Source organism: Streptomyces sp. Tek67B01, from assembly GCF_055231995.1.
In genome coordinates this window covers 6,565,263-6,587,913 of the sequence record NZ_JBUYUY010000001.1, presented here as the reverse complement: position 1 = coordinate 6,587,913, position 22,651 = coordinate 6,565,263, and the positions used below count along the sequence as shown (strand labels likewise).

Here is a 22,651-nt window from a genome sequence, read left to right as displayed (position 1 = left end):
GCCGTACAGCGTTCGAACTCGCAGGAACTGGAGTCCTGATGGCTCTGACTCGCCGTGCTTCACTCACCGCACTGACCGGACTCGCGGCCGGCCAGCTCCTCGGGCTTGCCACGCCTCCGGCCGGCGCCGCGCCACGCGGTGCGTCGGCGTCGGCGTCGGCGTCGGCGTCGGCGTCGGCGTCGGCGTCGGTATCGGCGGACGCCTCCGCGTCAGCGGCGGCGTCCACGTCCGCGTCGCCGACGGATGCCTTCGCCGCCCTGGAGCGGGAGCATGACGCCCGACTCGGGGTCTACGCGGTGGACACCGGCAACGGGAGGACCGTCGTCCATCGTGCGGACGAGCGGTTCCCCTACGCCTCCACCTACAAGGCCCTCGCCGCGGGCGCGGTCTTGCGGAAGAACACCCTCGAGGGACTGGAGAGGGTCGTCCACTACACCCACGGCGACCTGGTCACCTACTCACCCATCACCGAACAGCACGTGGATACCGGCATGACGCTGCGCGCACTGTGCGACGCCGCCATCCGCTACAGCGACAACACCGCCGGCAATCTTCTGCTCGACGCACTCGGCGGCCCGAAGGGCTTCCAGGCCGCGCTGGTCGCCCTCGGCGATGGAACGACCCGGGTCGACCGCTACGAAACCGCGCTGAACGAAGCCACCCCCGGCGATCCGCGCGACACCAGTACGCCCCGCACCCTGGCCACCGACCTGCGCGCATACGCCCTCGGCAACGCCTTGAACGCCGAGAAGAAGGCGCTGCTGACCGACTGGTTGGGGCGGAACACCACCGGCGATGAACTCATCCGCGCCGGCGTCCCCGCCGACTGGTGGGTCGGCGACAAGACCGGCAGCGCCGACTACGGCACGCGCAATGACATCGCCGTCGTCCGTCCCCCCAAAGCCGCCCCGATCGTCCTCGCGATCCTCTCCACGCACGTCTCCCCGAACGCCACCTATGACAACGAACTCATCGCTCGGGCCACCAAAGCCGTGATCGCGACCATCGCTTGTCCGCATTGACCCGTAGGTGACCGCGAGCTCGTTCGGCCGGCAGAGCGGGTGGCGTCGGCGGCGCAGCGGCGGGGTGCAGTGCTGTGGTCAGGCCTCGGTGTCGCGGCGGGTGGCCGTGGCGGTGATGGTGGTGCTGGTGCTGGTGCTGGTGCTGGTGCTGGTGAGATAGGCGACCAGGGCGAGGATGACCAGGGTCCAGCCGAGGGTGACAGGGCCGAGACCGAGGTCGAGACCGCCGCGGGCGTGCGAGACCGCCATCCAGTCGGCGAAGGAGGCACCCAGCGGGCGGGTGAGCACGTACGCCGACCAGAAGGCCGCCACCGCGCCCAGGCCCAGCCGAGCGTGCGCGAGCGCCGGGAGGGCGATCAGCGCCGCGAAGACGAGGCCGGAGGCGAGGTAGCCGAGGCCGAGGTTGGTGGCGGTCAGATCCCCGGCGGCGGTGCCGAGCGCGAAGGTCGCGAGCACCGTCGCCCAGTAGAACCCTTCGCGGCGCCGGGTGTTGATGCTGTGCACCGAGAGCGTGCGCTCCGTCGCGTACCAGGCCCCGAAGATCACCGCGAGGACGAGTACGAAGACGGGGGTGGCCTCCGTGTACGGGACGCCGAGGCCGACGTGCAACACGTCGGCCGCCATCGTGCCGAAGACGCTGACCATGACGACGGTCGTCCAGTAGACCCAGGCCACGTACCGGTCGAGCCGGAACTGCACGGCGAGGGATATCACCAGGCCCACCGCGCCGAGTGCGACAGCGATCATCGGGTCCATCACGTGGGCGAGGAAGTCCGAGGCCGTCTCGCCCATTCCGGTGGTCAGCACCTTGATGACCCAGAACACTACGGTGACCTGCGGGACCTTGTTCATCGTCTGCCGGACGGGCACGGCCGGGCCGTCCTGTCGCAGTTGAGCTGTCGTCATGAGCCGCACAATGGCACAGCGCCGCTACGTCTACAAGTTTGTAGACATCATCCCGCCGGGGCCGCTATGGTCGGGGCTGCACGACCGGCCATGGCGGCGGCGCCACGATCGGCTCGGCCTTGGACTCCGGGCTGGGCGATGTGCCGACGCTGCACCTCTCGCCCGTCGCACCGGGTGCCGGAACGCCCCTGTTCACCGGCGGAGTGCCGCGCAGGCTGCCGCAGCGCGGCGTGACCGCGACATCGACCGCGACACACCTGGACCCACGACGGCCTCTGACGTCACCTCCCGTCGTCACCGCCGACGGCAGCGCACTGCGGGTGGCCGACGGCGTCCGGTGGGGTGCGATCCGGTCGGCGGTCACGTCGCACGCCCGGGACTCCGACCTGCCGGACGCGTTCAGCCGTGCGCCCGGCCCCAGGGCGCCGCCCACGCGCGCTACCGGGGCGTCGCGGACTCGGCGCCGTCCGACGCGGCTCGGCGTCGGACCTGATCCTCCTGGGCGAGACGCCGCAGCAGCTCGAACACCGGGGCACAGATCGCGAAGACGATGACCGCCCGCTCGGCCAGCTCCACCGGGTCGTCGAGGCCCGCGGCGCGCTCCAGGTCCAGCGTGGCCACCGACTCGGCGAGCTTCGCATAGGCGGCGAGCTCGCCCGGGTCGTACTGCGCGTCCAGCCGCCTCAGCTCCTTCAGCGCCGCCGTCAGCCCCTGCACGTGCGGTGACGTACCGGGCGCCTGCCAGTCCATGGCCGCGAGCAGCTCCGCCACCTCTCCTCCGGCGGTCGCGTCGGCCTCGACCTCCTCCTCGTGGCCCGCCGCGGGGCGCTGGGCCGCCACCGGCACCGGAAGCGCGTAGCTGATCGCTCCGAGGGCGCCCTCGGAGGTCTCGGCCTGGTCGACGGCCGCGAGCACCTCGCGGGTGGCGGCGATGGAAAGGCCGCCGAGCGTGGTCAGCGCCTTGATCAGCCGCAGCCGCTGTACGTGCTCCTCCCCGTACTCGGCCAAGGTCGCGGCAGTCGCCCGTCCTGCGGGCAGGAGGCTCTGCCGCAGGAAGTACTTGATGCTGGCGACCGGCACACCGGTCCGCCGGCTGAGCTCCGAGATCTTCATACGGCTTCCCTGTTGTCACGCGGTCCGGATCCGTAGCGGCTACGTCATCGGCGATTGGACACCACAACAAGATACTGCCACTATCCAGTTGCTGGATACCTTAAGTATCCAGCTCACGAACGCAGCCGCCCCGGAGAATCGATGCCTCATCCCACGCCCCCCTCCGTGCTCCGCCGACCCCAGTTGTGGATCGGGACGGGACTCATCGCCGCAGTGGTCTCGATGGTGTTCGCCCTGCTCTACGTGGGTGGCAACGTCGACCCCAGGGGCAACCTGCGCGATCTGCCGGTGGCCCTGGTCAACAGCGACGGCGGCGCCGACGCCGGCGGCCGTCGCGTCAATGTGGGCGAGCAGGTCGTCGCGGGGATCCAGCAGGCCGCCAAGGGCGAGAAGGGCATCGACTGGCAGGTCGTCAGTCGCGAGGAGGCGGACAAGCGGCTGGGCCGGGGCAAGGTCTTCGGCGCCCTCGTCATACCGAAGGACTTCTCCGCCACGGTGACCGCGCTCACCGCCGCGCAACCCGCGCCCCAGGGCAACCCGGCCCCGCCGGTCCTGACAGTGCTGACCAACCAGGCGGCCGGCAGCATCGGCTCCTCCCTGTCCTCCCAGGCCTCCCAGAAGGCCGCCCACGCCGCCTCCGCCCAGCTCGGCCGGGAACTCCTGAAGCAGGCCGCGGCCCAGAAGACCCCGCTCCCGACGGCCGCCCAGCTCAAGCTGGCCGACCCGGTGACCGTGAACGTCGCCGACGGCCACCCCGTGGGGTCCCGCAGCGCCATGGGCTTGAGCGCCTTCTACTACGCGCTGGTCCTGGTCGTATGCGGCATGCTCGGCGCCAACGTCGTCAACTCCCAGGTCGACACCGCCCTCGGCTACCTGCACACCGACTTCGGGCCCTTCCGCAAGCGCGAACCCGTCCTGCACACCAGTCGCGTCCGCACCCTGGCCATCGGCATGACACTCATGCTCGGACTGTCAGTGGTCATGGGCACCCTGGTCGAGGTCGCCACGGTCGGCATCCTCGACATGGACGCCTCCCACCTCGGCCTGCTGTGGCTCTACTCGGTCGCCACCATCGGGGTCGTCGGCATCGGCAGCCTGACCCTGTTCGCCGCGTTCGGCACCCCCGGCATGCTGCTGGCAACCATCGTCTTCGTCGCGATGGCCGTCCCCTCCTCCGGCGCCACCGTGCCCGTCCAGGCACTGCCCGGCTTCTTCCGCGCCCTGTCCGAGTTCGAGCCGCTGCGCCAGATCACCGAGGGGCTGCGCTCGCTGCTCTACTACGGAGCCCAGGCCGACGCGGGCCTGAGCCGGGCGTGGGCCGCGATGGGCATCGCGCTCGTGGCCGCGCTGGTCTTCGGCTTCGCCGTCACCCGCCTCTACGACCGCAGGGGACTGCACCGCATCCCCCTGCCCGGCACGGAGCCCGGCGCCACCACCCCCGCCACCGCGGGAGCCCCCGCGTCCGCGGAGCCCGCCGAGACCGCGGCTCCCACCACGGCCTGAGACGACCGGGCCACCACCTCACTGACGGCCGACAGCGCCGGCCCGGGCCCCTGCCCCGGGCCGGCGCTGTCGGCCGCCGCGTCTATGCCGTCGCAGTGGTCAGATCTCGCGGCGGAGGCACAGGGAGGGCCATGTCTCCCGAGATGTGCGCCACGCGGTGCGGCGTCATCATGGCGGGAGATCGGGCGCCCACGCGCGGGCGGCCGTCCCGAGAGCACGCGCATCCGCAGCCGGAGGCGACGCATGAACCTTGACGAGTCGCGCAGAGCCTGGGCCACGATCGTCTGCGTAGTCACCGTCATCCTCGCCGATCTCGTGGCGATCATCCTGATGAACACCGTCGGCCGCTGACCGTTCGGGCCGAGCACCTGGGGACATCCGGCCACGCGGCTGTCAATCACCTGCGAAGACGGCCACCGAAGACGGCCACCCTTGAAACTTCTTCCTGCTCACCATTTGTCAGATTTATCGAGTCCGCCCCGGCGGTGTCACCGGCCGCTCCCCGGGTTCGGCGTGATCCGTCAGCCCAGGAGGTTGCCGTAGTACCCGCCGATGCGGCTGTAGTAGGCGGGGTCCTCGATGTGCTTGTCACCGATGAACTCGGGGGCGGCCTTGATCTGGTCCTTCGTCCGGTCGACGTGGATCGTCTTCTCCTGCGCGTCGACGCGGCTGACCGTGCCCGCCGGGAGAAGGACTTCCCGGCCGAAGATCCAGGGGCCGGTGTCCACGACGATGTATGACGAGTCGACCTCGTCCGAGTGCTTGCTGACCTTCCCGATCGATCCGTCGGCCGCCTCCACCTTGTACCCCGTCAGGTCGAGGGCCTCAATCCGGCCCGACCCCTCGCGATATCCCCACACGTTCACGTTCACGTTCACGGGCAGATCCTCTCCTGCGATAGCGGACGGCCGACCCCCGTGCACACGGCCGAGGGCCGGCACTGCCTTCCGCCCGCCTGCCCCCGTACGGCGCCGCTCACACGTGGGGGCGCCGTCGCGCAGGACCGACCGCCCCATAGGGCTATCGGCCGAGAGGGACGCGCTCCCGCTCGGCAGCCGATGAGCGCTGTGAAGGCAACGGCGCGTGCGTGCGCGGCTGGCCGTCGGGGGATTCCGCGCGCATGTCCTCGATGGCCTTCGTGAGCCCTGTGCGCAACAGCCGGCTCACCGGCCGCTCGATCAGACGGTGGATCAACCATGCCAACACGAGCATGAAGCCGGTGACGGCGACGGTGAGCGGGACCGGTGCCACCTCGTTGTGGAAGTGGTGGATGATCGTCAGTCCGGCCATCATGTGCACCAGGTAGAGCGGGTAGGTGAGTGCTCCCGCGTGCGGCAGCCATCGCCACTGGATGCGGTCGAGGTATCCCAACGCGACGGCCGCCATGAGGACGAAGCCGAGTGCGATGACGAGGTGGGCCGGCCAGGCAGGCAACCTTTCCCCGGCCTCCTTGCCCAGGTTGGAGGTCATCCGTGCCTGGACATGGGTTTGCGCGAGGAGGAACTGCAAAACGACCATCCCCCACAGCAACATGTTCGGCTTGAAGCGGCGCATCAGGTAGAAGGCGATACCCGCTATGAAGTACGGGGAACAGGTGGGGATCGCGAAGAAGGCGAGTACGCCGTCACCGGTCGTAGGCGCGACGATACCGGCCAATGTCCACAGTCCGCAGAAGGCCACACAATTTCGATACGTCACACCCATCCGGATGACGCATGCGAAGAGTACGTAGAACTTCAGCTCGACGAACAGCGTCCAGTACGCGTCGTCGATGTGAGGCACACGCAAGCCTCCTTGCAGCATGGTGAGGTTCACGACGACGTCGCTGACCTTGCCGATCCTCCGCACCTCGGGCCAGTTGGACAGAACGAGAGCCGTGAACGCCACGCCGGCCCAGTAGGCCGGGAAGATTCGGGATATGCGGGAAACCACGAACTGCCCAAGGGTTCTCCCCCATGCGCTCATGCAGATCACGAACCCGCTGACCAGGAAGAATATCTCGACCCCGAGCCAGCCGTAGGCGGCTATCTTCCGCCCGTGCGGAAATATCTCTGCGGTCGCTCTTCCCCACGCGCTTTCCAAGACGAGGTAATGATAGGAAACGACAAAGAGTAAGGCCGACAGGCGCACACCGTCCAGAGCCGCCAGCCGTTTCGCCGAGGGGGGATGTTCTCGCGACGTGAGAGCTTTTTGTTCAGGTTCGCGCACGTTTCCCCCGATGTTACGTACATGACAATACGACCGGGTTACTCTACAACCGGTGATCAGCACGGACCGTCCCGCGCCGTGGGCGAGGACCCGCAGGGGGAAGCGGGCGCTGCCCGGATCGGGGGATACCGTCAGTCGGCGCCGACAACCCGGGGATAGCCTTCTCCACGGGGGCGCACGCGTCGGAATGGGGCGGACCCAACAGCCGTCTACATATCTGTAGACGCTATAGTCGGCACCGGCGGGCACCGGCTATGTCCAACTGCCCCGGAGGAAGGGGTTTCCGAGCCTGACCGCGCTGCCGCACGCGCCTTCGCGGTCCGCCGCGAAAGCACAGCGCACCCACACGCGGAGCGAGGCCGGGTTCCTCCACCGACCGCGCCCGCCGCACCCCCAGCCCACGCGGTGGTCCAGCGCACGCTCGGCCAGCCTCACATCGAACCAGCCCCAGGGACGGACCCATTGAGCACCATCGACATCGGTCAAGCAGCCGTTCTCGGCATCGTCGAAGGGGTCACCGAATTCCTGCCGGTCTCCTCCACCGGCCACCTGAAGATCACCGAGGGCCTGATGGGCATTCCGGTGGAGGACAAGGCCGTCGTCGCGTTCACCGCGGTGATCCAGGTCGGAGCCATCGCCGCGGTCCTCGTGTACTTCTTCAAGGACATCGTGCGCATCATGAGCGCCTGGGGACGCGGTCTGGTCAACCGCGAGGAGCGCTACCACCACGACTACAAGTTCGCCTGGTGGGTCATCTACGCCACCATCCCCATCGTGGTCGTGGGACTGGCCGCCAAGCCCCTGATCGAGGGCACGCTGGCCTCCCTGTGGGTGGTCGCCGGTTCCCTGATCGTCGGCAGCGGCCTGATGTGGGCGGCGGACCAGATGGGCCGCCACAAGCGCGGCGAGGACGACACCGGCCTCAAGGACGCCATGCTGGTGGGCTGTTCGCAGATCCTCGCCCTGCTCTTCCCCGGCTTCTCCCGCTCCGGCGCCACCATGTCCACCGGCCTCATCCTCGACCTCGAACGCGTCGCCGCCACCCGTCTCTCGTTCTTCCTGGGCATCCCCGCCCTGACCGGCGCGGGCCTGTACGAGCTCAAGGACGCCGTCGGCGCCGGCGTGGACACCGTCCCCCTGGTCGTCGGCACCGCGGTGTCCTTCGTGGTCGCCTACGCCTCGATCGCCTGGCTCCTGAAGTTCGTCGCCAAGCACTCGTTCAACGCCTTCGTCCTCTACCGGATCGCCGTCGGGGTCCTGCTCTTCGGCCTGCTCGGCACCGGCGTCCTGACCGCCTGACGCTCCTCGCGCGGGCTCGGCTCCGAACCCCGCCGGCTACCGCCCTTCCCGGCGCACAGCGTTGTCGATACGCATGCTTCCGGTCCACCGACGGGTTCCGGTCGGTCGGTGGACCGGGTCGTTGACCCACCCTCGCCCGAAGATCGTCTACAGTGCGGTAGACCGTCCGCGGGACTGTGGTTGCCCGGCTGCTCCGCCCTCGGCGCCCGGCCGCCCTCCGCCCGAGTCCTCCGAGAGGCCCGCTCGCATTGGCCGCTTCCGCGCATCAGCTCGACGCCCCGCCCGTCCCGGCCGGCTCGGGAGGGCCGGAGCGGGGCCGCCTACGCCCCGTGCCGGCCGGCGCGTGACCCGCGCCGGGCTCGGCCGCCGGGCGGGGTGGGTGGCCCTGGCCGCCGCGGCTCTCTTCGCCCTGATGGCGGTGTGGGTCGTGCGGGCCCCGGAGCACCTGCTGCCAACCGACGCGGCCTTGCACCGCTGGTCCGTGGAGCACCGCCCGGCCCTCGCCTCCGCGTCGGCCCGGGCCCTCACCGACACCGGCACGGGGGTCATCCCGTACGCCCTTCTCGCGGCGGCGGGCCTGTACGCGGGCCGCACCACCCGGCAGCGCGCCTGGACGGCTGCCGCCCTGCTGCTGTGCCTCGGCGCGGGTCAGGCCCTGCGCTACGCGGCCATGATCCTGATCGCCCGCCCGCGTCCGGCGGTCGGCGACTGGGCCACGCCCGCCTCGGGCTGGTCCTTCCCCTCCGGTCACGCCACCACGGCCGCGATGACAGCCGGACTGTTGCTGGCGGCGCTGTTCCTACGCGGCCCCCGGGTACCCCGGACCCCCGTCGTACTGGTCGTGCTCTGGGCCGCGGCGGTCGGCCTCACCCGCGTCTACCTCGGGATGCACTGGTTCACCGATGTCCTCGGGGGCTGGCTCTTCGCCACCGCCTGGCTCTCCCTGCTCGCCTGCGCCTACCTGGGGCGCACGCGCGACCGACGCCCGGACTCCGACCGACGGGGCTCGGATGGCGGCGCGGCATGAAGCCCCTACGCGATTCACCGATCGCGTCGGCGGCCTTCCTGACCTCCCCCCGTTGTCCGGCGGCCAGGAAGCGCTCCATCACCGACCCGCGCGCGGATGACCGCCACCGCGCACGGCACCGCTCAGTGGCGGTCCTGTTCGATCGTCCGGAGCAGGTCCGCCGCCACGCTCACCGCGATCGTGGCGGGCTCCTTGCCCGTGATGTCGGCCATTCCGATCGGGGTCTTGATCCGGTCGATGGTGGCGGCGTCGTGGCCGCCCTCGATCGCCAGACGGTGGCGGAACCGCACCCATTTGGCGGCCGAACCGATCAGACCGATCGAGCCGAGGTCTTCCGTGCGCAGGGCGGCGTCGCACAGCGCGGCGTCCTCGGCATGGTCATGAGTCATGATCAGGACGTGCGTGCCCGGAGCCAGTTCCGCCAGTACCTCCTCCGGAAGCAGCGGTACGTGGTGCACGTGGACCTGGGCGACCGCGTCCTCGAGCACGCCGAGCCGTTCGTTGGTGAGCATGTCGGAACGGGTATCGGTCAGGTGCAGATCGATGTTGTGCCGGGCGAGGATCCGTGCGAGTTCCAACCCGACGTGCCCGACGCCGAAGATCGCCACAGTCGGGACCACCGGCAGCGGTTCGAGCAGTACGGTGACGGCTCCGCCGCAGCACTGCACACCGTGCCGGTTGGTGACCTTGTCGTTGAGCGCGAACTCCATCAGCTCGGGTTCCGGATCGGGCGTGCCCAGCAGCTCGCGGCCCCGGTCGATGGCGACGGCCTCGATGTTGCCGCCGCCGATGGAACCCCAGGTCTCGGTCCGTCCCACGACGAGCTTGGCGCCGGCTCGGCGGGGCGCGTGGCCGCGCACGGTCGCGACGGTCACGAGCGCACCGGGTTCCCGGCGTGCTCGCAACCGCGCGACCGCGGCCACCCAGGTCATGTCAGGCATTGCTCAAAGCGCTTGCGGCGGTCGAGAACTCGCTGTCGCGCTGCTCCTTGGCCCCGCGCGCTGCTTCGATCGCCCAGTACACCGCCTCCGGAGTGGCGGGAGCAGCGAGTTCCACACTGGCCCCGGCCGGTCCGAAGGCCGCCGCGGCCTGCCGCAACGCCTCTCGCACCGAGAACGCCAGCATCAGCGGAGGCTCGCCCACGGCCTTGGAGCCGTAGACGGCGCCCTCTTCGGTGGCGTTCTCCATCAGCGTGACGTTGAACTCCTCGGGCATCTCCGAGAAGCTCGGCAGCTTGTAGGTGCTCGCCGCCTGGGTCAGCAGCCGACCGCGGTTGGGTCCGTCACCGGTGTCCCAGCGCATGTCCTCAAGCGTCAGCCAGCCCGCGCCCTGCACGAAACCGCCCTCGACCTGACCGATGTCGATCATCGGGGACAGGCTGTCGCCGACGTCGTGGACGATGTCGACCCGACGGATGCGGTACTTGCCGGTGAAGCCGTCCACCTCCACCTCGGCGGCGGCGGCGCCGTGGGCGAAGTACTTGAACGGCGAGCCCCGGAACGACTTCGCGTCCCAGTGCAGCCCCTCGGTCCGGTAGTAACCGGCCGCCGACAGTTGGACCCGCTGGAAGTAGGCGGTGCGGACCAGGTCGTCCCAGGCCAGCTCCTTGTCGCTGCCGAGGACGCGCGCGACGCCCTCGACGATGCGCACGTCCGAGCCGTTGGCACCCAGCTGGGAGGCGGCCACCTGTACCAGCCGCGCACGCAGCTGCTCGCAGGCGTTCTTGATCGCCCCACCGTTGAGGTCCGCGCCCGAACTGGCGGCGGTGGCAGAGGTGTTGGGCACCTTGTCGGTACGCGTGGGGGCCAGCCGCACCTTGTGCAGCGGGATGCCCAGCGTGGTCGCGGCCACCTGCATCATCTTGGTGTGCAGGCCCTGGCCCATCTCGGTGCCGCCGTGGTTGATCAGGACGGAGCCGTCCCGGTAGATCAGCACCAGCGCGCCGCCCTGGTTGAAGGCGGTGAGGTTGAACGAGATGCCGAACTTGATGCCGGTGATCGCGAGCGCCCGCTTGGTGTGCGGGTGCGCGGCGTTGAACGCCGCGATCTCGCGCTTGCGGTCGGCGATGCCGCCGTTCTCCTTGACCTGGTTCCAGACCATCGCGATGCGCTCCGGCTGGGTGACCGGCTGCCCGTACGGGGTGTGCTGGTCGCGCTGGTAGAAGTTGCGCTCCCGCAGCTCCATCGGGTCCAGGCCGAGCAGCGGCGCGACACGGCCGAGGATGTCCTCGATCACCAGCATGCCCTGGGGGCCGCCGAAGCCGCGGAAGGCGGTGTTGGAGGTCTTGTTGGTCTTGGCGATGCGGCCCGCGATGCGCGCGTTGGGTATCCAGTACGTGTTGTCGATGTGGCACAGGGCACGGGCCGTCACCGGCTCGGACAGGTCCAGGCTCCAGCCGCCGTCGGCGGTCAGGGTGGCGTCGAGGGCCTGGATGCGGCCCTCGTCGTCGAAGCCGATCTTCCACGTGGCGTGGAACCCGTGCCGCTTGCCGGACATGGTCAGGTCCTGCGTCCGGTTGAGCCGCAGCCGGACCGGCCGGCCGGTCAGCTTGGCGCCGAGCGCGGCGATGGCCGCGAACCCGTGCGGCTGCATCTCCTTGCCGCCGAAGCCGCCGCCCATCCGCAGGCACTGCACGGTCACCTCGTGACTGTGCAGGCCGAGGACGTGCGCGACGATCTCCTGCGTCTCCGAGGGGTGCTGGGTGCTGCTCTGGACGAACACCTGCTCGGACTCGTCGATGTGGGCCAGCGCACAGTGCGTCTCGAGGTAGAAGTGCTCCTGGTCGGAGAACTGGAACTCGCCGGTGAACACGTGCGCGGAGTCGGCGAAGCCCGCGTCGACGTCGCCGGCCAGCATCACGGGCCGGGCGCCGTGGAAGCTCTCGGCCGCGATCGCCTCCTTCAGCGTGATCACGGACGGCAGTTCGTCGAGTTCCACCTCGACGGCCTCCGCACCGAGCCGGGCCGCCTCCAGGGTCTCGCCGAGCACCCAGGCCACCGCGTGGCCGTAGAACATGACCTCGTCGGGGAACAGCGGTTCGTCGTGCTTGATACCGGCGTCGTTCACGCCGGGCACGTCGGCGCCGGTCAGCACGCGGACCACGCCGGGCACGGCGAGCGCGGGCTCGGTGCGCAGTGCGGTGATCCGGCCGTGGGCCTTCATGACCTGGACCGGGTACGCGTGCAGTACGTCCTTGGTGCGGTGCACCAGGTCGTCGGTGTAGAGCGCGGTGCCCGTGACGTGCAGGTTGGCGCTCTCGTGCGGCATGGAAACGCCGACTACGGGCTTTTCGGGGCGTTCGGACAAATGGCTCATGACGACACCGCCTCGGTGGTCTCTGCGTGCAGCTTCAGCAGGCTCTTGCCGAGCATCGCGGCCCGGTACTCGGAACTTGCGCGGTGGTCGCTCATCGGCGTGCCTTGGGCCCGCAGCACTTGGGCCGCGGCCTCGACGGTCTCCGCGTCCCAGGGCTTGCCCTCCAGGGCCGCCTCGGTGGCGAGCGCGCGGATCGGGGTGGCGGCCACGCCACCCAGGCCGATGCGCGCCTTGCGGACGATTCCGTCCTCGATGTCCAGCGCGAAGGCGACGGCCACGCTGGAGATGTCGTCGAAGCGCCGCTTGGCGATCTTGTGGAAGGCCGCGACCGGCGCCAGCGGCAGCGGGATGCGCACCGCGCGGATCAGCTCGTCGGGACGACGCACGCTCTGCCGGTAGCCGGTGAAGTACTCGGCCAGCGGGACTTCGCGCTCACCGTCGGCGTCGGCGAGCACCAACGACGCCTCCAGCGCGAGCAGCACCGGCGGGCTGTCGCCGATGGGGGAGCCGGTACCCAGGTTGCCGCCCAGGGTTCCGCTGTTGCGGATGAGCCGCGACGCGAACTGCGGGAACAGCTCCGCCAGCAGCGGGACGCTCCCGTCGAGGCGGCGCTCGATCTCGGTGAGCGTCACCGCCGCACCGATCTCGATGTGGTCGGATTCGACCCGCAGCTCACGCAGCTCGGGCAGCCGGTCGATGGCTATCACGCACTCCGCCCGGCGGGAACGGATGTTGACCTCGACGCCCCAGTCGGTGCTTCCGGCGACGACCACGGCCTCGGGGCGCTCGCGCAGCAGCTGCGTCGCCTCGGCCAGGGTGCGCGGCCGCAGGAACGTGCTGCCGTCCTGGGTGTACTCGGTGGCAGCCGGCTCGGGCGCGACCTGCTCGCGACGCCGCGCCAGCGGGTCGTCCTCGGTGGGCGCACCGACGGCGAACGCGGCATCGCGAATCGGACGGTATCCGGTGCAACGGCACAGGTTTCCGCTGAGCGAATGCAGGTCGAAACCGTTCGGACCGTGCTCGGCGTCGGTGTTATCGGCCGAATCCGCCTCCGAACCCGAGTCCGCGTGCGCGCAGCGGTCGGGCCGGTAGTACTCGGACGCCATGCTGCAAATGAATCCCGGCGTGCAGTAGCCGCACTGGGAGCCGCCACGGACCGCCATCTCCTCCTGCACGGGGTGCAGGGTGGGGGGCAGGCCGGGCTCGCCGGCAGTGGCGAGGCCCTCCGAGGTGATGATCTCCTGGCCGTCGAGCGCCGCGGCCGGGACGAGGCAGGCGTTGACCGCCACCCAGTCGGTGGGCTTGTTCACGCCGGGACGGGCCACCAGGACCGAACAGGCACCGCATTCACCCTCGGCACAACCCTCCTTGGTGCCGGTGAGGCCGCGCTCGCGCAGGAAATCCAGCACGGAGGTGTGGGGCGCGTCCGGTGCAATGGGAGTTTCTTTCCCGTTGACCGTGATCCTCGCTGCTACCACGGCGCAACCTCATTTCGGTGCGCGGTCAAAGTGAATATCCTAGTCGCCATTTGCAGGAGCTTTCTATTTCGGTGGCGCAGCTCGAAAACCCAAGCGCACATGAGCACGCGAACGCCGTGCCGAAGGCGGTGGGAGAGATCAGGAGATGCCGGGGCCCACGATCGGGCACGCCGGGAGGGCGGCTACTCAGCAGCCGTGTGCGACACGACCCGGAACCCAGGCGGCCGTCTGAGCGAGGCGATGCAGGTCGGAGATGGTCGACATCCGACTTCGCCTCCTTCTTTCAACAGCTCACGAGTCGTTTCGCTCGAAATTACGTCGTGCGGGCCCATCGGTCAAGCGGAGGGGCAGAGACCGTTAACACCGGACGGGGATCTGCGACAAACCGACCAGTGGCCGCCCAAATCGTTGGTTGATCATACAAAAGGAGGGAGTGGTGAGGCTTCTAGTGGTGAATGCGCGATTGCGGTGCGACCCGGCTCCCGTGATGTTGTCTACCACGCCACCCGGCGGCCCGTCCGCCCGTCCGCCACTGTTCGCCGGGGCGGGCCGGGGTGCGCCGGGGCACGCCGGAATGCGCCGACCGGAATGAGCCCGCCGCCCCGCGGGTGCGAGGTGCGGGGTGCGGGGTGCGACCAGGGGTGGCGTACGCGGCAACCCGGCCCTTCGACCGAACGCTCCTTGTCGGCCGGGGCGGCCGGCCCCGTAAGGCCGCAAACCCCGCCGCGGGGCGGGTGATCGAGCTGTCGGGGGGTAGCCGCGTCCATGGCAACGGCGGAAGACCGGCGACCACGGCGCACGGCCGACGACTGACGCTCCGTCGAGAGCACACGAAGGAAGGCACGGTGACCTCGTAATGACCACGGCAGAGCGGCAGGCCAACGCCACCGATGACTCGGTGAACGTACTGGTCTCGCGCGCCTCCCAGCAGATATCGGAGCTGGTCCGCGAGGAGATGCAGCTCGCGCGGGCGGAGATGACACAGAAGGGGAAACGCTTCGGTAAGGGTGGCGGCCTCTTCGGGGCGGCGGGGCTGATCGGCGTCCTGGCCGCCCAGGCGTTCGTGGCGACGTGTATCGCGGCTCTCGCCCTGGTGCTGCCGGTGTGGGCCGCGGCCCTCGTCGTCACGGTGGCGCTGGGAGCAATCGCCGCATGGATGGCGATGTCGGGGAAGAAGGAGATCGCGAAGGCCGGCGCGCCGGCGCCCGAGCAGACCATCGACAGTGTCAAGGCCGACCTGGCCGAGATCAAGGAGAAGGCGAAGCGATGACCGACGACCCCCGTACCCACATTGGCACGCCCACGCCCGAGGAGCTGCGCGAGCAGATCGAGCACACTCGCGACGATCTCGGGCAGACGGTCGAGGCGTTGGCGGCCAAGGCCGATGTCAAGGCACAAGCGAAGGAGAAGACGGCCGCGATGAAGGAGCAGGCGGCCGAGAAGGCCGCCTTGGTCTCCGCGCAGATCCGCTCGAAGGCGGAGCAGGCTGCACGCCTGGCGAAGGACAAGGCTCCCGAGCCGCTCCTCGACACGGGCCGTCAGGCCGCCCGCGTCGCTCGGGCGAACCGCACACCGGTGCTGGCGGCCGGCGCCGCCCTGGTGGTGCTCCTGCTGCTGCGTCGCAGTCGGCGCCGCCGCTAGACCGCCCGCCACGATGCCGGCCCGACCCATCGGGCCGGCATCGCCCGGTCTCCGCTAACGCCCGTCTGCCCCGGCTCGACACGTAGGAGAGGGCGGTGGCCTGTCGCCCCTCTTGTGGAAGAGGGGCGACAGGCCACCGCCCAACGGTCAGCGGTGCGCTGTTGCCGTACGCCTACCAGCGGTACCAGCGGCCGGTGCCACCCCTCGGACGGGCGACGAAACCGACCAGCCAGAGCACCAGGACGGCGATGGCGACCCACCAGAGGATCTTCACCGCGAAACCGGCACCGAAGAGGATCAGGGCGAGCAGAAGAACGAGAAGCAGGGGAACCATAGTTATCAACCTCCGAAGCACCTTCTGCCCGACCGCTCCCCACCCATGCGGTCGATTCTTATGTGTTTCTTATTCCCACAGACGGGCAATAGAGAGCGCCCGCACCCGCCGATCGGTTCGGTCCGGCTCCGTCGAAATCCTCTGGCCCGCGTGCGGTCCGACTGTTTGGATACGGCCATGAACAGTGCACTTCCGGACGGATACGAAGTCTCCACCGACCCCGAGCGTCTCGATCGCGAGCTGGTCCACCGCTGGCTCTCACAGGACGCCTACTGGGCCCTTGGCCGCCCACGGGAGAAGCAGGACCTGGCCATCGCCGAGTCCCTCAACTTCGGTCTCTACGACAGTGTTTCCGGGGCGCAACACGGCTACGCCCGTGTGGTCACCGACAACGCCACCTTCGCCTGGCTCTGCGATGTGTACATCGACCCCGCCGTACGCGGCAAGAGCCTGGGCACCGCCCTGGCCACCGCCGTCCGGGACCACCTCGCGCCGTACGGACTGCGCCGCATCATGCTGGCCACCGCGGACGCCCACGGGGTCTACGCCAAGGTCGGTTTCGCACCGCTGGAAACGCCGGAGAAGTGGATGGCGTTGGGGGAGCAGTGAGCACCCTGCGGTGAGGACCGTGCGATGGGCACCGCTCCTCCACCGCGCTCGACCGCGCTCTCGCTGATGAACCGGGTCTGCGCCACGGCCGCGTTGGAGCGGCCTTCGGCCATGAGCCGCAGTACGTCCATCTCGCGCGGGGTCAGCTCCTGCGGTGGTGCCGCGGGCGTCGCTGCGGGCGAGGAGCAGTGCGATGACCTGCGGGTCAGGACGGAGGCGGCGACCGGGCCGAAGCGGGTGCGCGGCCGCGCTGGAGACAGCGGCGCCATCCGATCTCCTCCTGGCACGCACCGACGAACTGTGCGAGGACGACCAGGGCGAGGGGGTGTGCCACCAGGGCCCCGGGGGCGGCGGCGGGGAGCGAGCCGGTCGTCGGAAGGCCGCCGACCGCACACAGGGCGGTGATCAGGGCGGGGGTGATCAGGGCGGGGGTGAGCAGGAGCGTAGCCGTGCCGAGGGCAGGGCTGCGCCCCTCGCGGCCCGCCGATCCGCGGCCGGGGGCGACGGCGGGGGCCGCGGCCCGGGGGCGGGGGCACGCCCGGAGGCGGGCAGGGTTCCGGCGAGCCGGTTCCTGATCCGGCCGGGCCACAGCAGTGCCACGTCCGCGACGGCGACGGCGGGCCCGAACTGGGTCAGTTGCACCACCTCGGGCGGGATACCGGTCGCGGGTTGCAGGGCGCCACACACGCCCGACGCCACGAAGGCGACGCGAGGAACACCCCCGCCTGCCCGGCCCCTCCCCGTAAATCGATCGCGGCGTGTCCGTCACGCCCCGCCTTCGGCTCTGTCGGTACGGGCCCGGGTCGCCCTTGCGCGTGGATACCGAAGGGGGATGTACCCAGGCGCACCCCCTCGGGGTCACGCCCAAGGCGCGCCGGTCGGGGCCGCCGAGCGCAGGGCCGCGGCCAAGTACCGTGAGCTTCAGGGCCTCGCCTAGCAGCCCCGGGGTGACGGTGTCGCCCGCCCGGTCCGCGCCGAGCAGCCGAATCAGGGCGCGTGGGTGGAACGGGTGCAGGCCGTTGCGTCCGGCGAACTCGGCCCCGCTCAGGCCAATTTCGACCGTGCCCGCGCGCAAGAGGTGGACCGGCCGCACGGCCGGGGTGTCATCATCGCTCACTCGACTGGAATCTCGCCCGAGCGAGACAATCGGCCAACGAGACGAACCCCAGGGGCCCGCCGTGTCCGCATCCCATGACTTCTTCGCCGCCTACGACGCGCTACTGGCCCGCTGGCCGGCCGGCACCACCGAGATCGACGTCCCGACCCCGTACGGCACGACCCGCGTCCACGCGCACGGGGCGGCCGAGAGCGCTCCGCTCCTCCTCCTGCACGGCGGCGGCGCCACCGGCGCCGTCTGGTTCGCCAACGCCGCGGCGCTCGGCGCGCACCACCGGGTGTTCGCCGTCGACATCATCGGCGACGCGGGCCGCAGCGTCCGCGAGGGTCGCCCCCTGCGTACCACCGCGGACTTGATGGCCTGGCTGGACGCCCTCCTCGACGGCCTCGGCATCTCACGTGCGCATATGCTCGGGCACTCGTACGGCGCCTGGATCGCGCTGACGTACGCCCTGCACGCGCCACAACGGGTCGGCCGGCTGGTGCTCCTCGACCCGACCCAGTGCTTCGCCGGCTACCGCCCCGGCTTCCTGCTGCGTTCACTGCCCGTGCTGGTGCGGCCGACGGCGGCCCGCGCACTCGGCTACCTCGACCGCGAGACCGCGGGCACGGACACCGCCTCGGACTGGAAGCGGCTGTTCGCCCTGGCCGTCTCCGATGTCCCGCACCGCAAGCTGATCGTCGGCCGCCGCCCCGATCCCAGGGCGCTGCGCGCCCCGCTGATGGTCCTCCTGGCCGGCCGGAGCAGCGCCCACGACCCGCAGAAGGTCGCGGTCCGCGCCCGCGAAGCCGTACCGCACGCCCGGATCGAAACCCTGCCGAACCTGACCCACTACGCCCTGCCCACCGCGTCCCCCACGTCAACGAACCGCCTGATCACAGAGTTCCTCACGTCCGGCGACGGGACCGAGCCCGCTGCGGCCGGATGAGGGACCGGCGGCGCGCGGTCTTGCCCTCCGGCGCGAGGGGACGGTCTGGGTCGCCGTCGTCCGATACACGATCGCGCCTCTGCCAGAATCGCCACATGGCCGACGACGACACGGACCGCGGTTACCTGCTGGACAACCGGCAATCGGAGGCGGGCATCCGGTTCGACGCGCTCAGCGAGCTGTTCGATCCGGTGACGTTCCGGCATGTCGACGAGCTCGGTATCGCCGCCGGCATGCGGTGCTGGGAGGTCGGTGCCGGTGGCCCGTCCGTACCCCTCGGATTGGCCGAGCGGGTCGGCCCCACGGGCAGTGTGATCGCCACCGACATCGAGGTGTCCTGGACCCGGGACGTCGCTGACGGCGTGATCGAGGTGCTGCGCCACGACGTCGCGGCCGATCCACCGCCGCCCGGAAGCTTCGACCTCGTCCACGCCCGACTGGTCCTGGTCCACGTCGCCGACCGTGCCGAAGCCCTGCACCGGATGGTCCGGGCGCTGCGACCCGGCGGGCGGCTGCTCCTGGAGGACGCCGACCCCGGGCTCCAGCCGCTGTTGTGCCCGGACGAGTCGGGTCCCGACCAGCAGCTCGCCAACCGGCTGCGATCCGGCTTTCGCGCGTTGATGGCAGCCCGCGGCGCGGACCTCGCCTACGGGCGAACCCTGCCCAGGCTGCTGCGCGAGGCCGGTCTGGTCGACGTCCGGGCCGACGCGTACTTCCCCGTCACCTCGCCCGCGTGCGCCGTACTGGAGGCCGCGACCGTACGGCAGATCCGCCGCCGGCTGGTGGCGGAAGGGCTCGCCACCGACGAGGAGATCGACCGCCACTTGGCGAACGTCGCCGCCGGTTGCCTCGACCTGGCCACCGCCCCGATGATCTCCGCGTGGGGACGCCGTCCGTGACCCGAAGGCCTTGGTGGGCGTTTCGACCCGTCGATAACCTGGGTCATCATGACGCGCACCTGGATCCTGCCCACGCTGCTTCTGCTCTGCGGCTCAGTCGTCGCGACCGGACTGATTGTCGCCGGGAGCCCGGGCACAGCCGCGGCGCTGCTGCTGGGGTTTGTGTTGCCGGCAAGCGTGCACTCGCCTCTGGTCTTCCCCCGGTCGATCGATGCGGTGGAGGCGCAACGCCGCAGCGCCGTCGACGGGCGGCCGGTCGTCTATTGGCGGTCGGGTTGTAAGTACTGCCTCCGACTGCGCGTCCGGTTGGGGCGCAGCGCTCGCCAGGTGCACTGGGTCGACATCTGGCGTGACCCGGCCGGAGCGGCAGTGGTGAGGGCGGCCAATGACGGCAACGAGACCGTGCCGACCGTCGTCGTGGCCGGCCGGCCTCAGGTCAACCCCGATCCCGATTGGGTGCGCGAACAGCTCGCCCGTTCCACCGCCTGACGGACCTCACCCCGACGGCTCCTCCTTCTCCTTCCCCTTCCCACTCCCCTGTTCCTGCTTCTGTTCCTGCTGCTTCCCCTGCTCCTTCTTCCTCGTCTTCTCCGGCTTCCTGTCGCTTTCGGCTTGCTGCTCTTTGACCTTGCCTGCTGGATCGTGGCCCGTCGGGCGGGTGTCTTCCGGGGGCGAGGCCGCAGTGGCGGGAGCGGACGGCCGGTTCGGGGCCCCGGCCGCCGGGGTCGTGGAATCCGCGGTGGTGGCGTGCGAGCTCGTGCTCACGGATGTGGCGGGTATCGCGGAGGGAGCGGGTGTCGCTGGTTTCGTGGGTGTGGGCGACGACGGGCGCGCGGCCGCCTCCGAAGTCGACGGTCGGCTGTCGGAGGGCGCGTGGGAAGAATCGGTCGCCCCTACCAGGAGCACGGACGCGCCGACCACGCTCGCGGCCATCAGGGCGACGCCCGCCGTGCGGCGCGAGGGCCGGGGCGGGCGCTTCTCGGGACCGGGAACGCTCGGGGCGCCATCGAGCGGAGCGGGTGCGCGGTGCGTGTCCGACACCGGCTCCGCCGGAACGGCGGTGGGAACCGCCGTCAATGCCACCTGCGGATGCGGGTTTCGCACCGCGCCGTTTCGCGCCGCGCCGAGGCTCTGCAGGGTCAAGTGGATTCGGGCGGCGTCGGGTCGCGCCTGCGGGTCCGGGTCGGTCATCGCCGTCAGCAACCGCCCCAGATCGACAGGTAGCAGCTCGGGCACCTGAGGCGGACGCAACAGCGGGGCGACGCCGATCTCGGCGGGTGTGCCCACGTACTCGCGGACACCGGTGAGCGCTTCGAGCAGCGTCAGACCCAGGGCGTAGACGTCGCTCGCCATGCCCGCGCCCTGGCCGCGGAGCTGCTCGGGGGCCATGTAGGCCAGGGTTCCGACGAGCGTGTCCGGTTCGCTGCGGGAATGGTCGTCGACGGCCCGGGCGAGACCGAAATCGGCCAGGAATGGTGAGCCGTCGTCGCTGAGCAGGACGTTGGACGGCTTGATGTCGTGATGGATGATGCCGTGCGCGTGGACGTGGTCGAGGGCCGACGCGATCTCGGCGCCGAGCCGGATGACGTGTACGGGGCTCAAGGGGCCGGCATCGATGCGGGTGCGCAGGGTGATGCCGGGTATCAACTCCGTCACCATGTACGCCCCGTGTCCGTGACGGCCGATGTCGTACACGGTGACGAGGGCGCGGTGCGAGAGCCGGGCCAAGGTCTGCGCCTCGTCGCAGAAGCGGTCGGCGGTGACGGTGTCCGCGCCGGGGCGGAAGATTTTGACCGCTACCTCGCGTTCCAGGACTTGGTCTACACCTCGGAATACGTCCGCCGTCCCCCCGGAACCTATGAGGGCTCGCAGCCGGTATCGGCCGCCGAGCAGGGAGCCGAGCGGGATCTGCACTGCGTGGGCCGAACTCGGGCGCGCCGACATGCGGGACCTCCTCTTCTCGCCGGCAATACGCCGCGCTTACCCCACGCACAACGGGCTACGCAGTCTCGCCCGCCCTCCGGGGCGGCCACTCCGCGAGTGAAGCGATCAGCCAGGTCCGCCCTGCCCGCCGGAGTGAGGCGCGTTCCTCCGAGGTTGGCGGTGTCGACCTCGCGGGCCAACGCGGATTCGGCGGGGTGTGCTCAAGGAGGGTCCCGCCGGTCCCTACCCCCTCAAGGGCCCGGCGGGAGGTCTGTCAGCGCCCCAGCGCGGTCGCGGCGGCCTTCATGACGCGCTCGGCGAAGTTCCGCGCGGCGGTCAGGTCCTCGGGGGCCGGGCGGTGCTTGTTGATGCCGCCCACGAGCTTGAACGGCGCCCAGGTGTCGAACGCCCGGCACGAGAAGGCCCCGTCCACCTCGTAGCCCTTGCCTTCGAGGAGCCGGGCGAGGGGGCGGGTGAAGCGCGCCGGCGGGATTTCGGGGAGCCCGCTGGTGGCGAACACGAACGCCCGGCCCCGGCTCGGGGGCAGGGCCTCGACGAAATCGGTCAGGCGGTGGTGGAGATTGCCGTAGAAGACGCCCGAGCCGAAGCCGACGAGGTCGGCGCCGGCCAGCTCTGCCGGGTCGGCCGCCTCGGGGGTGACGACCTTCGCGCCCAGTACGTCGGCCATCGCGTCGGCGACACGACGTGTGTTGCCGTGCGACACGGAGGTGCAGACGATGACGATCTTCATGGCTTCCATGGTGGGGTCCCTCCCGGGTCTCGTGCGGGTCATGACTCAGACCCGTCTCGACCGGCAGAACGTGACAATCGCCGCCGCGAGATGCCTCAAAGGGATCGCCGGAGGATGTGAAGTGCTCTGTCAGCGACGGGGGTTGCGCGCCTGGACTCCGCAACCCGCCTCCTGGCGGCTGATCGCGGCGGGAGGCATGGCGGCCGGTATGGGCGTCAGGGAGCCGGGGTGCTGACGGGGGAAGGCAACGGAGGCCGGGCTGCGGGCGCTTCGCTCGATGTCGGCGGCCAGGAGTAGTCGTAGGACGGAACCGGCGTCGGGGCGGGCGGCTTGAACGGGCCGGCCCGATTCGCCATGAGGATCATCATCGTCCCGGCGAAGAACAGGCTCAGGACGATCAATGCGAGGCCGACGGGGTTGCGCGGGTTGTAGTAGTAGCGGTTGGTTCCCCACCGGCTGCGTTTGAACACCGGCTCGTCGTCGTGACGCACAGGCTGGCTCCCGAAGTCGTCGTTGTCCGGCAGCGGCTGGAGCCAGACTCGGGCCGGCCGGTGCGGCCGGCCTCACCGGCTGATGCT

At 70.4% G+C, this 22,651-nt stretch carries 22 protein-coding genes and 1 pseudogene; 11 read left to right on the top strand and 12 right to left on the bottom strand.

The features are described 5' to 3' along the window. The first annotated feature begins 38 nt into the window (after positions 1 to 38). Positions 39 to 1,022 carry a class A beta-lactamase gene (bla, locus tag ACV7NM_RS29920; protein WP_463413224.1) on the top strand — a complete coding sequence of 328 codons (984 nt, stop codon included), beginning with the start codon at positions 39 to 41 and terminating at the stop codon, positions 1,020 to 1,022. 78 nt (positions 1,023 to 1,100) lie between these two features. Here bla and ACV7NM_RS29915 read toward each other — a convergent pair whose 3' ends face one another. Then, positions 1,101 to 1,928 carry a COG4705 family protein gene (locus ACV7NM_RS29915; RefSeq protein ID WP_463413223.1) on the bottom strand — a complete coding sequence of 276 codons (828 nt, stop codon included), beginning with the start codon at positions 1,926 to 1,928 and terminating at the stop codon, positions 1,101 to 1,103. A 92-nt stretch (positions 1,929 to 2,020) separates the two neighbouring features. Here ACV7NM_RS29915 and ACV7NM_RS29910 point away from each other — a divergent pair. Then, positions 2,021 to 2,188, top strand: a pseudogene (locus tag ACV7NM_RS29910) (dihydrofolate reductase family protein); the annotation flags it as partial. Between the two features lie 178 nt (positions 2,189 to 2,366). Here the strand turns inward: ACV7NM_RS29910 and ACV7NM_RS29905 are convergent. Further along, positions 2,367 to 3,041 (bottom strand): MerR family transcriptional regulator, encoded by a 675-nt coding sequence (locus ACV7NM_RS29905; protein ID WP_463413222.1) that lies wholly within the window; start codon positions 3,039 to 3,041, stop codon positions 2,367 to 2,369. 141 nt (positions 3,042 to 3,182) lie between these two features. Between ACV7NM_RS29905 and ACV7NM_RS29900 the strand changes: the two genes are divergently transcribed. Next, entirely contained in the window at positions 3,183 to 4,544 is a 1,362-nt protein-coding gene (locus ACV7NM_RS29900) for a YhgE/Pip domain-containing protein (RefSeq protein WP_463413221.1), read from the top strand. 521 nt (positions 4,545 to 5,065) lie between these two features. Here ACV7NM_RS29900 and ACV7NM_RS29895 read toward each other — a convergent pair. Both ACV7NM_RS29895 and ACV7NM_RS29890 read right to left on the bottom strand, forming a co-directional pair. Further along, complete coding sequence (locus ACV7NM_RS29895) at positions 5,066 to 5,416, bottom strand: PRC-barrel domain-containing protein (protein WP_463414114.1); 351 nt, start codon at positions 5,414 to 5,416, stop codon at positions 5,066 to 5,068. 148 nt (positions 5,417 to 5,564) lie between these two features. Continuing rightward, positions 5,565 to 6,752: an acyltransferase family protein gene (locus ACV7NM_RS29890; protein ID WP_463413220.1), complete on the bottom strand. Its 1,188-nt coding sequence runs from the start codon at positions 6,750 to 6,752 to the stop codon at positions 5,565 to 5,567. A gap of 462 nt (positions 6,753 to 7,214) precedes the next feature. Here ACV7NM_RS29890 and ACV7NM_RS29885 point away from each other — a divergent pair, with 462 nt between their 5' ends. Next, on the top strand, positions 7,215 to 8,051 hold the full coding sequence (locus ACV7NM_RS29885; RefSeq protein ID WP_463413219.1) for an undecaprenyl-diphosphate phosphatase: 837 nt from the start codon (positions 7,215 to 7,217) through the stop codon (positions 8,049 to 8,051). 343 nt (positions 8,052 to 8,394) lie between these two features. Then, complete coding sequence (locus ACV7NM_RS29880; protein WP_463413218.1) at positions 8,395 to 9,078, top strand: phosphatase PAP2 family protein; 684 nt, start codon at positions 8,395 to 8,397, stop codon at positions 9,076 to 9,078. Positions 9,079 to 9,200: 122 nt separating this feature from the next. Here ACV7NM_RS29880 and xdhC read toward each other — a convergent pair whose 3' ends face one another. Genes xdhC through ACV7NM_RS29865 form a run of 3 tightly spaced genes read right to left on the bottom strand, consistent with a single transcriptional unit; the run spans position 9,201 to position 13,871 of the window. After that, the gene (xdhC, locus tag ACV7NM_RS29875; RefSeq protein ID WP_463414112.1) at positions 9,201 to 10,010 is read right to left on the bottom strand and encodes a xanthine dehydrogenase accessory protein XdhC; all 810 of its coding nucleotides are present in this window, start codon (positions 10,008 to 10,010) and stop codon (positions 9,201 to 9,203) included. Between the two features lies 1 nt (position 10,011). Next, positions 10,012 to 12,393 (bottom strand): xanthine dehydrogenase molybdopterin binding subunit, encoded by a 2,382-nt coding sequence (gene xdhB, locus ACV7NM_RS29870; protein ID WP_463413217.1) that lies wholly within the window; start codon positions 12,391 to 12,393, stop codon positions 10,012 to 10,014. Further along, positions 12,390 to 13,871, bottom strand: coding sequence for a xanthine dehydrogenase small subunit (locus ACV7NM_RS29865; protein WP_463413216.1), 1,482 nt, complete (start codon positions 13,869 to 13,871; stop codon positions 12,390 to 12,392). Before ACV7NM_RS29865 ends, xdhB begins: the two co-directional genes overlap by 4 nt. Positions 13,872 to 14,727: 856 nt before the next feature. Here ACV7NM_RS29865 and ACV7NM_RS29860 point away from each other — a divergent pair. Both ACV7NM_RS29860 and ACV7NM_RS29855 read left to right on the top strand, forming a co-directional pair. Beyond that, positions 14,728 to 15,141 carry a phage holin family protein gene (locus ACV7NM_RS29860; RefSeq protein WP_463413215.1) on the top strand — a complete coding sequence of 138 codons (414 nt, stop codon included), beginning with the start codon at positions 14,728 to 14,730 and terminating at the stop codon, positions 15,139 to 15,141. Beyond that, complete coding sequence (locus ACV7NM_RS29855) at positions 15,138 to 15,512, top strand: DUF3618 domain-containing protein (RefSeq protein ID WP_463413214.1); 375 nt, start codon at positions 15,138 to 15,140, stop codon at positions 15,510 to 15,512. Before ACV7NM_RS29860 ends, ACV7NM_RS29855 begins: the two co-directional genes overlap by 4 nt. Positions 15,513 to 15,684: 172 nt before the next feature. Here ACV7NM_RS29855 and ACV7NM_RS29850 read toward each other — a convergent pair whose 3' ends face one another. Then, positions 15,685 to 15,846: a hydrophobic protein gene (locus ACV7NM_RS29850; protein ID WP_463413213.1), complete on the bottom strand. Its 162-nt coding sequence runs from the start codon at positions 15,844 to 15,846 to the stop codon at positions 15,685 to 15,687. Between the two features lie 177 nt (positions 15,847 to 16,023). On the opposite strand from ACV7NM_RS29850, the gene ACV7NM_RS29845 reads away from it, so the two are divergent. Beyond that, positions 16,024 to 16,455, top strand: coding sequence for a GNAT family N-acetyltransferase (locus tag ACV7NM_RS29845; RefSeq protein ID WP_463413212.1), 432 nt, complete (start codon positions 16,024 to 16,026; stop codon positions 16,453 to 16,455). Here the strand turns inward: ACV7NM_RS29845 and ACV7NM_RS29840 are convergent. Beyond that, complete coding sequence (locus ACV7NM_RS29840; RefSeq protein ID WP_463413211.1) at positions 16,389 to 16,724, bottom strand: response regulator transcription factor; 336 nt, start codon at positions 16,722 to 16,724, stop codon at positions 16,389 to 16,391. The genes ACV7NM_RS29845 and ACV7NM_RS29840 overlap by 67 nt on opposite strands. 909 nt (positions 16,725 to 17,633) lie before the next feature. Between ACV7NM_RS29840 and ACV7NM_RS29835 the strand changes: the two genes are divergently transcribed. From ACV7NM_RS29835 to ACV7NM_RS29825, 3 genes are all read left to right on the top strand, one after another. Continuing rightward, a complete protein-coding gene (locus ACV7NM_RS29835) occupies positions 17,634 to 18,500 on the top strand; it encodes an alpha/beta fold hydrolase (RefSeq protein ID WP_463413210.1) in 867 nt (288 codons plus the stop codon). Between the two features lie 95 nt (positions 18,501 to 18,595). Continuing rightward, the gene (locus ACV7NM_RS29830; RefSeq protein WP_463413209.1) at positions 18,596 to 19,399 is read left to right on the top strand and encodes a methyltransferase domain-containing protein; all 804 of its coding nucleotides are present in this window, start codon (positions 18,596 to 18,598) and stop codon (positions 19,397 to 19,399) included. Positions 19,400 to 19,447: 48 nt separating this feature from the next. Next, a complete protein-coding gene (locus ACV7NM_RS29825; RefSeq protein WP_463413208.1) occupies positions 19,448 to 19,888 on the top strand; it encodes a glutaredoxin domain-containing protein in 441 nt (146 codons plus the stop codon). Between the two features lie 6 nt (positions 19,889 to 19,894). Here ACV7NM_RS29825 and ACV7NM_RS29820 read toward each other — a convergent pair whose 3' ends face one another. The 3 genes from ACV7NM_RS29820 to ACV7NM_RS29810 form a co-directional block, all read right to left on the bottom strand. Beyond that, a complete protein-coding gene (locus ACV7NM_RS29820; RefSeq protein WP_463413207.1) occupies positions 19,895 to 21,343 on the bottom strand; it encodes a serine/threonine-protein kinase in 1,449 nt (482 codons plus the stop codon). Positions 21,344 to 21,596: 253 nt separating this feature from the next. Beyond that, entirely contained in the window at positions 21,597 to 22,082 is a 486-nt protein-coding gene (locus ACV7NM_RS29815) for a flavodoxin family protein (protein WP_463413206.1), read from the bottom strand. 206 nt (positions 22,083 to 22,288) lie between these two features. Continuing rightward, complete coding sequence (locus ACV7NM_RS29810) at positions 22,289 to 22,564, bottom strand: hypothetical protein (RefSeq protein WP_463413205.1); 276 nt, start codon at positions 22,562 to 22,564, stop codon at positions 22,289 to 22,291. Between the last annotated feature and the right edge of the window lie 87 nt (positions 22,565 to 22,651).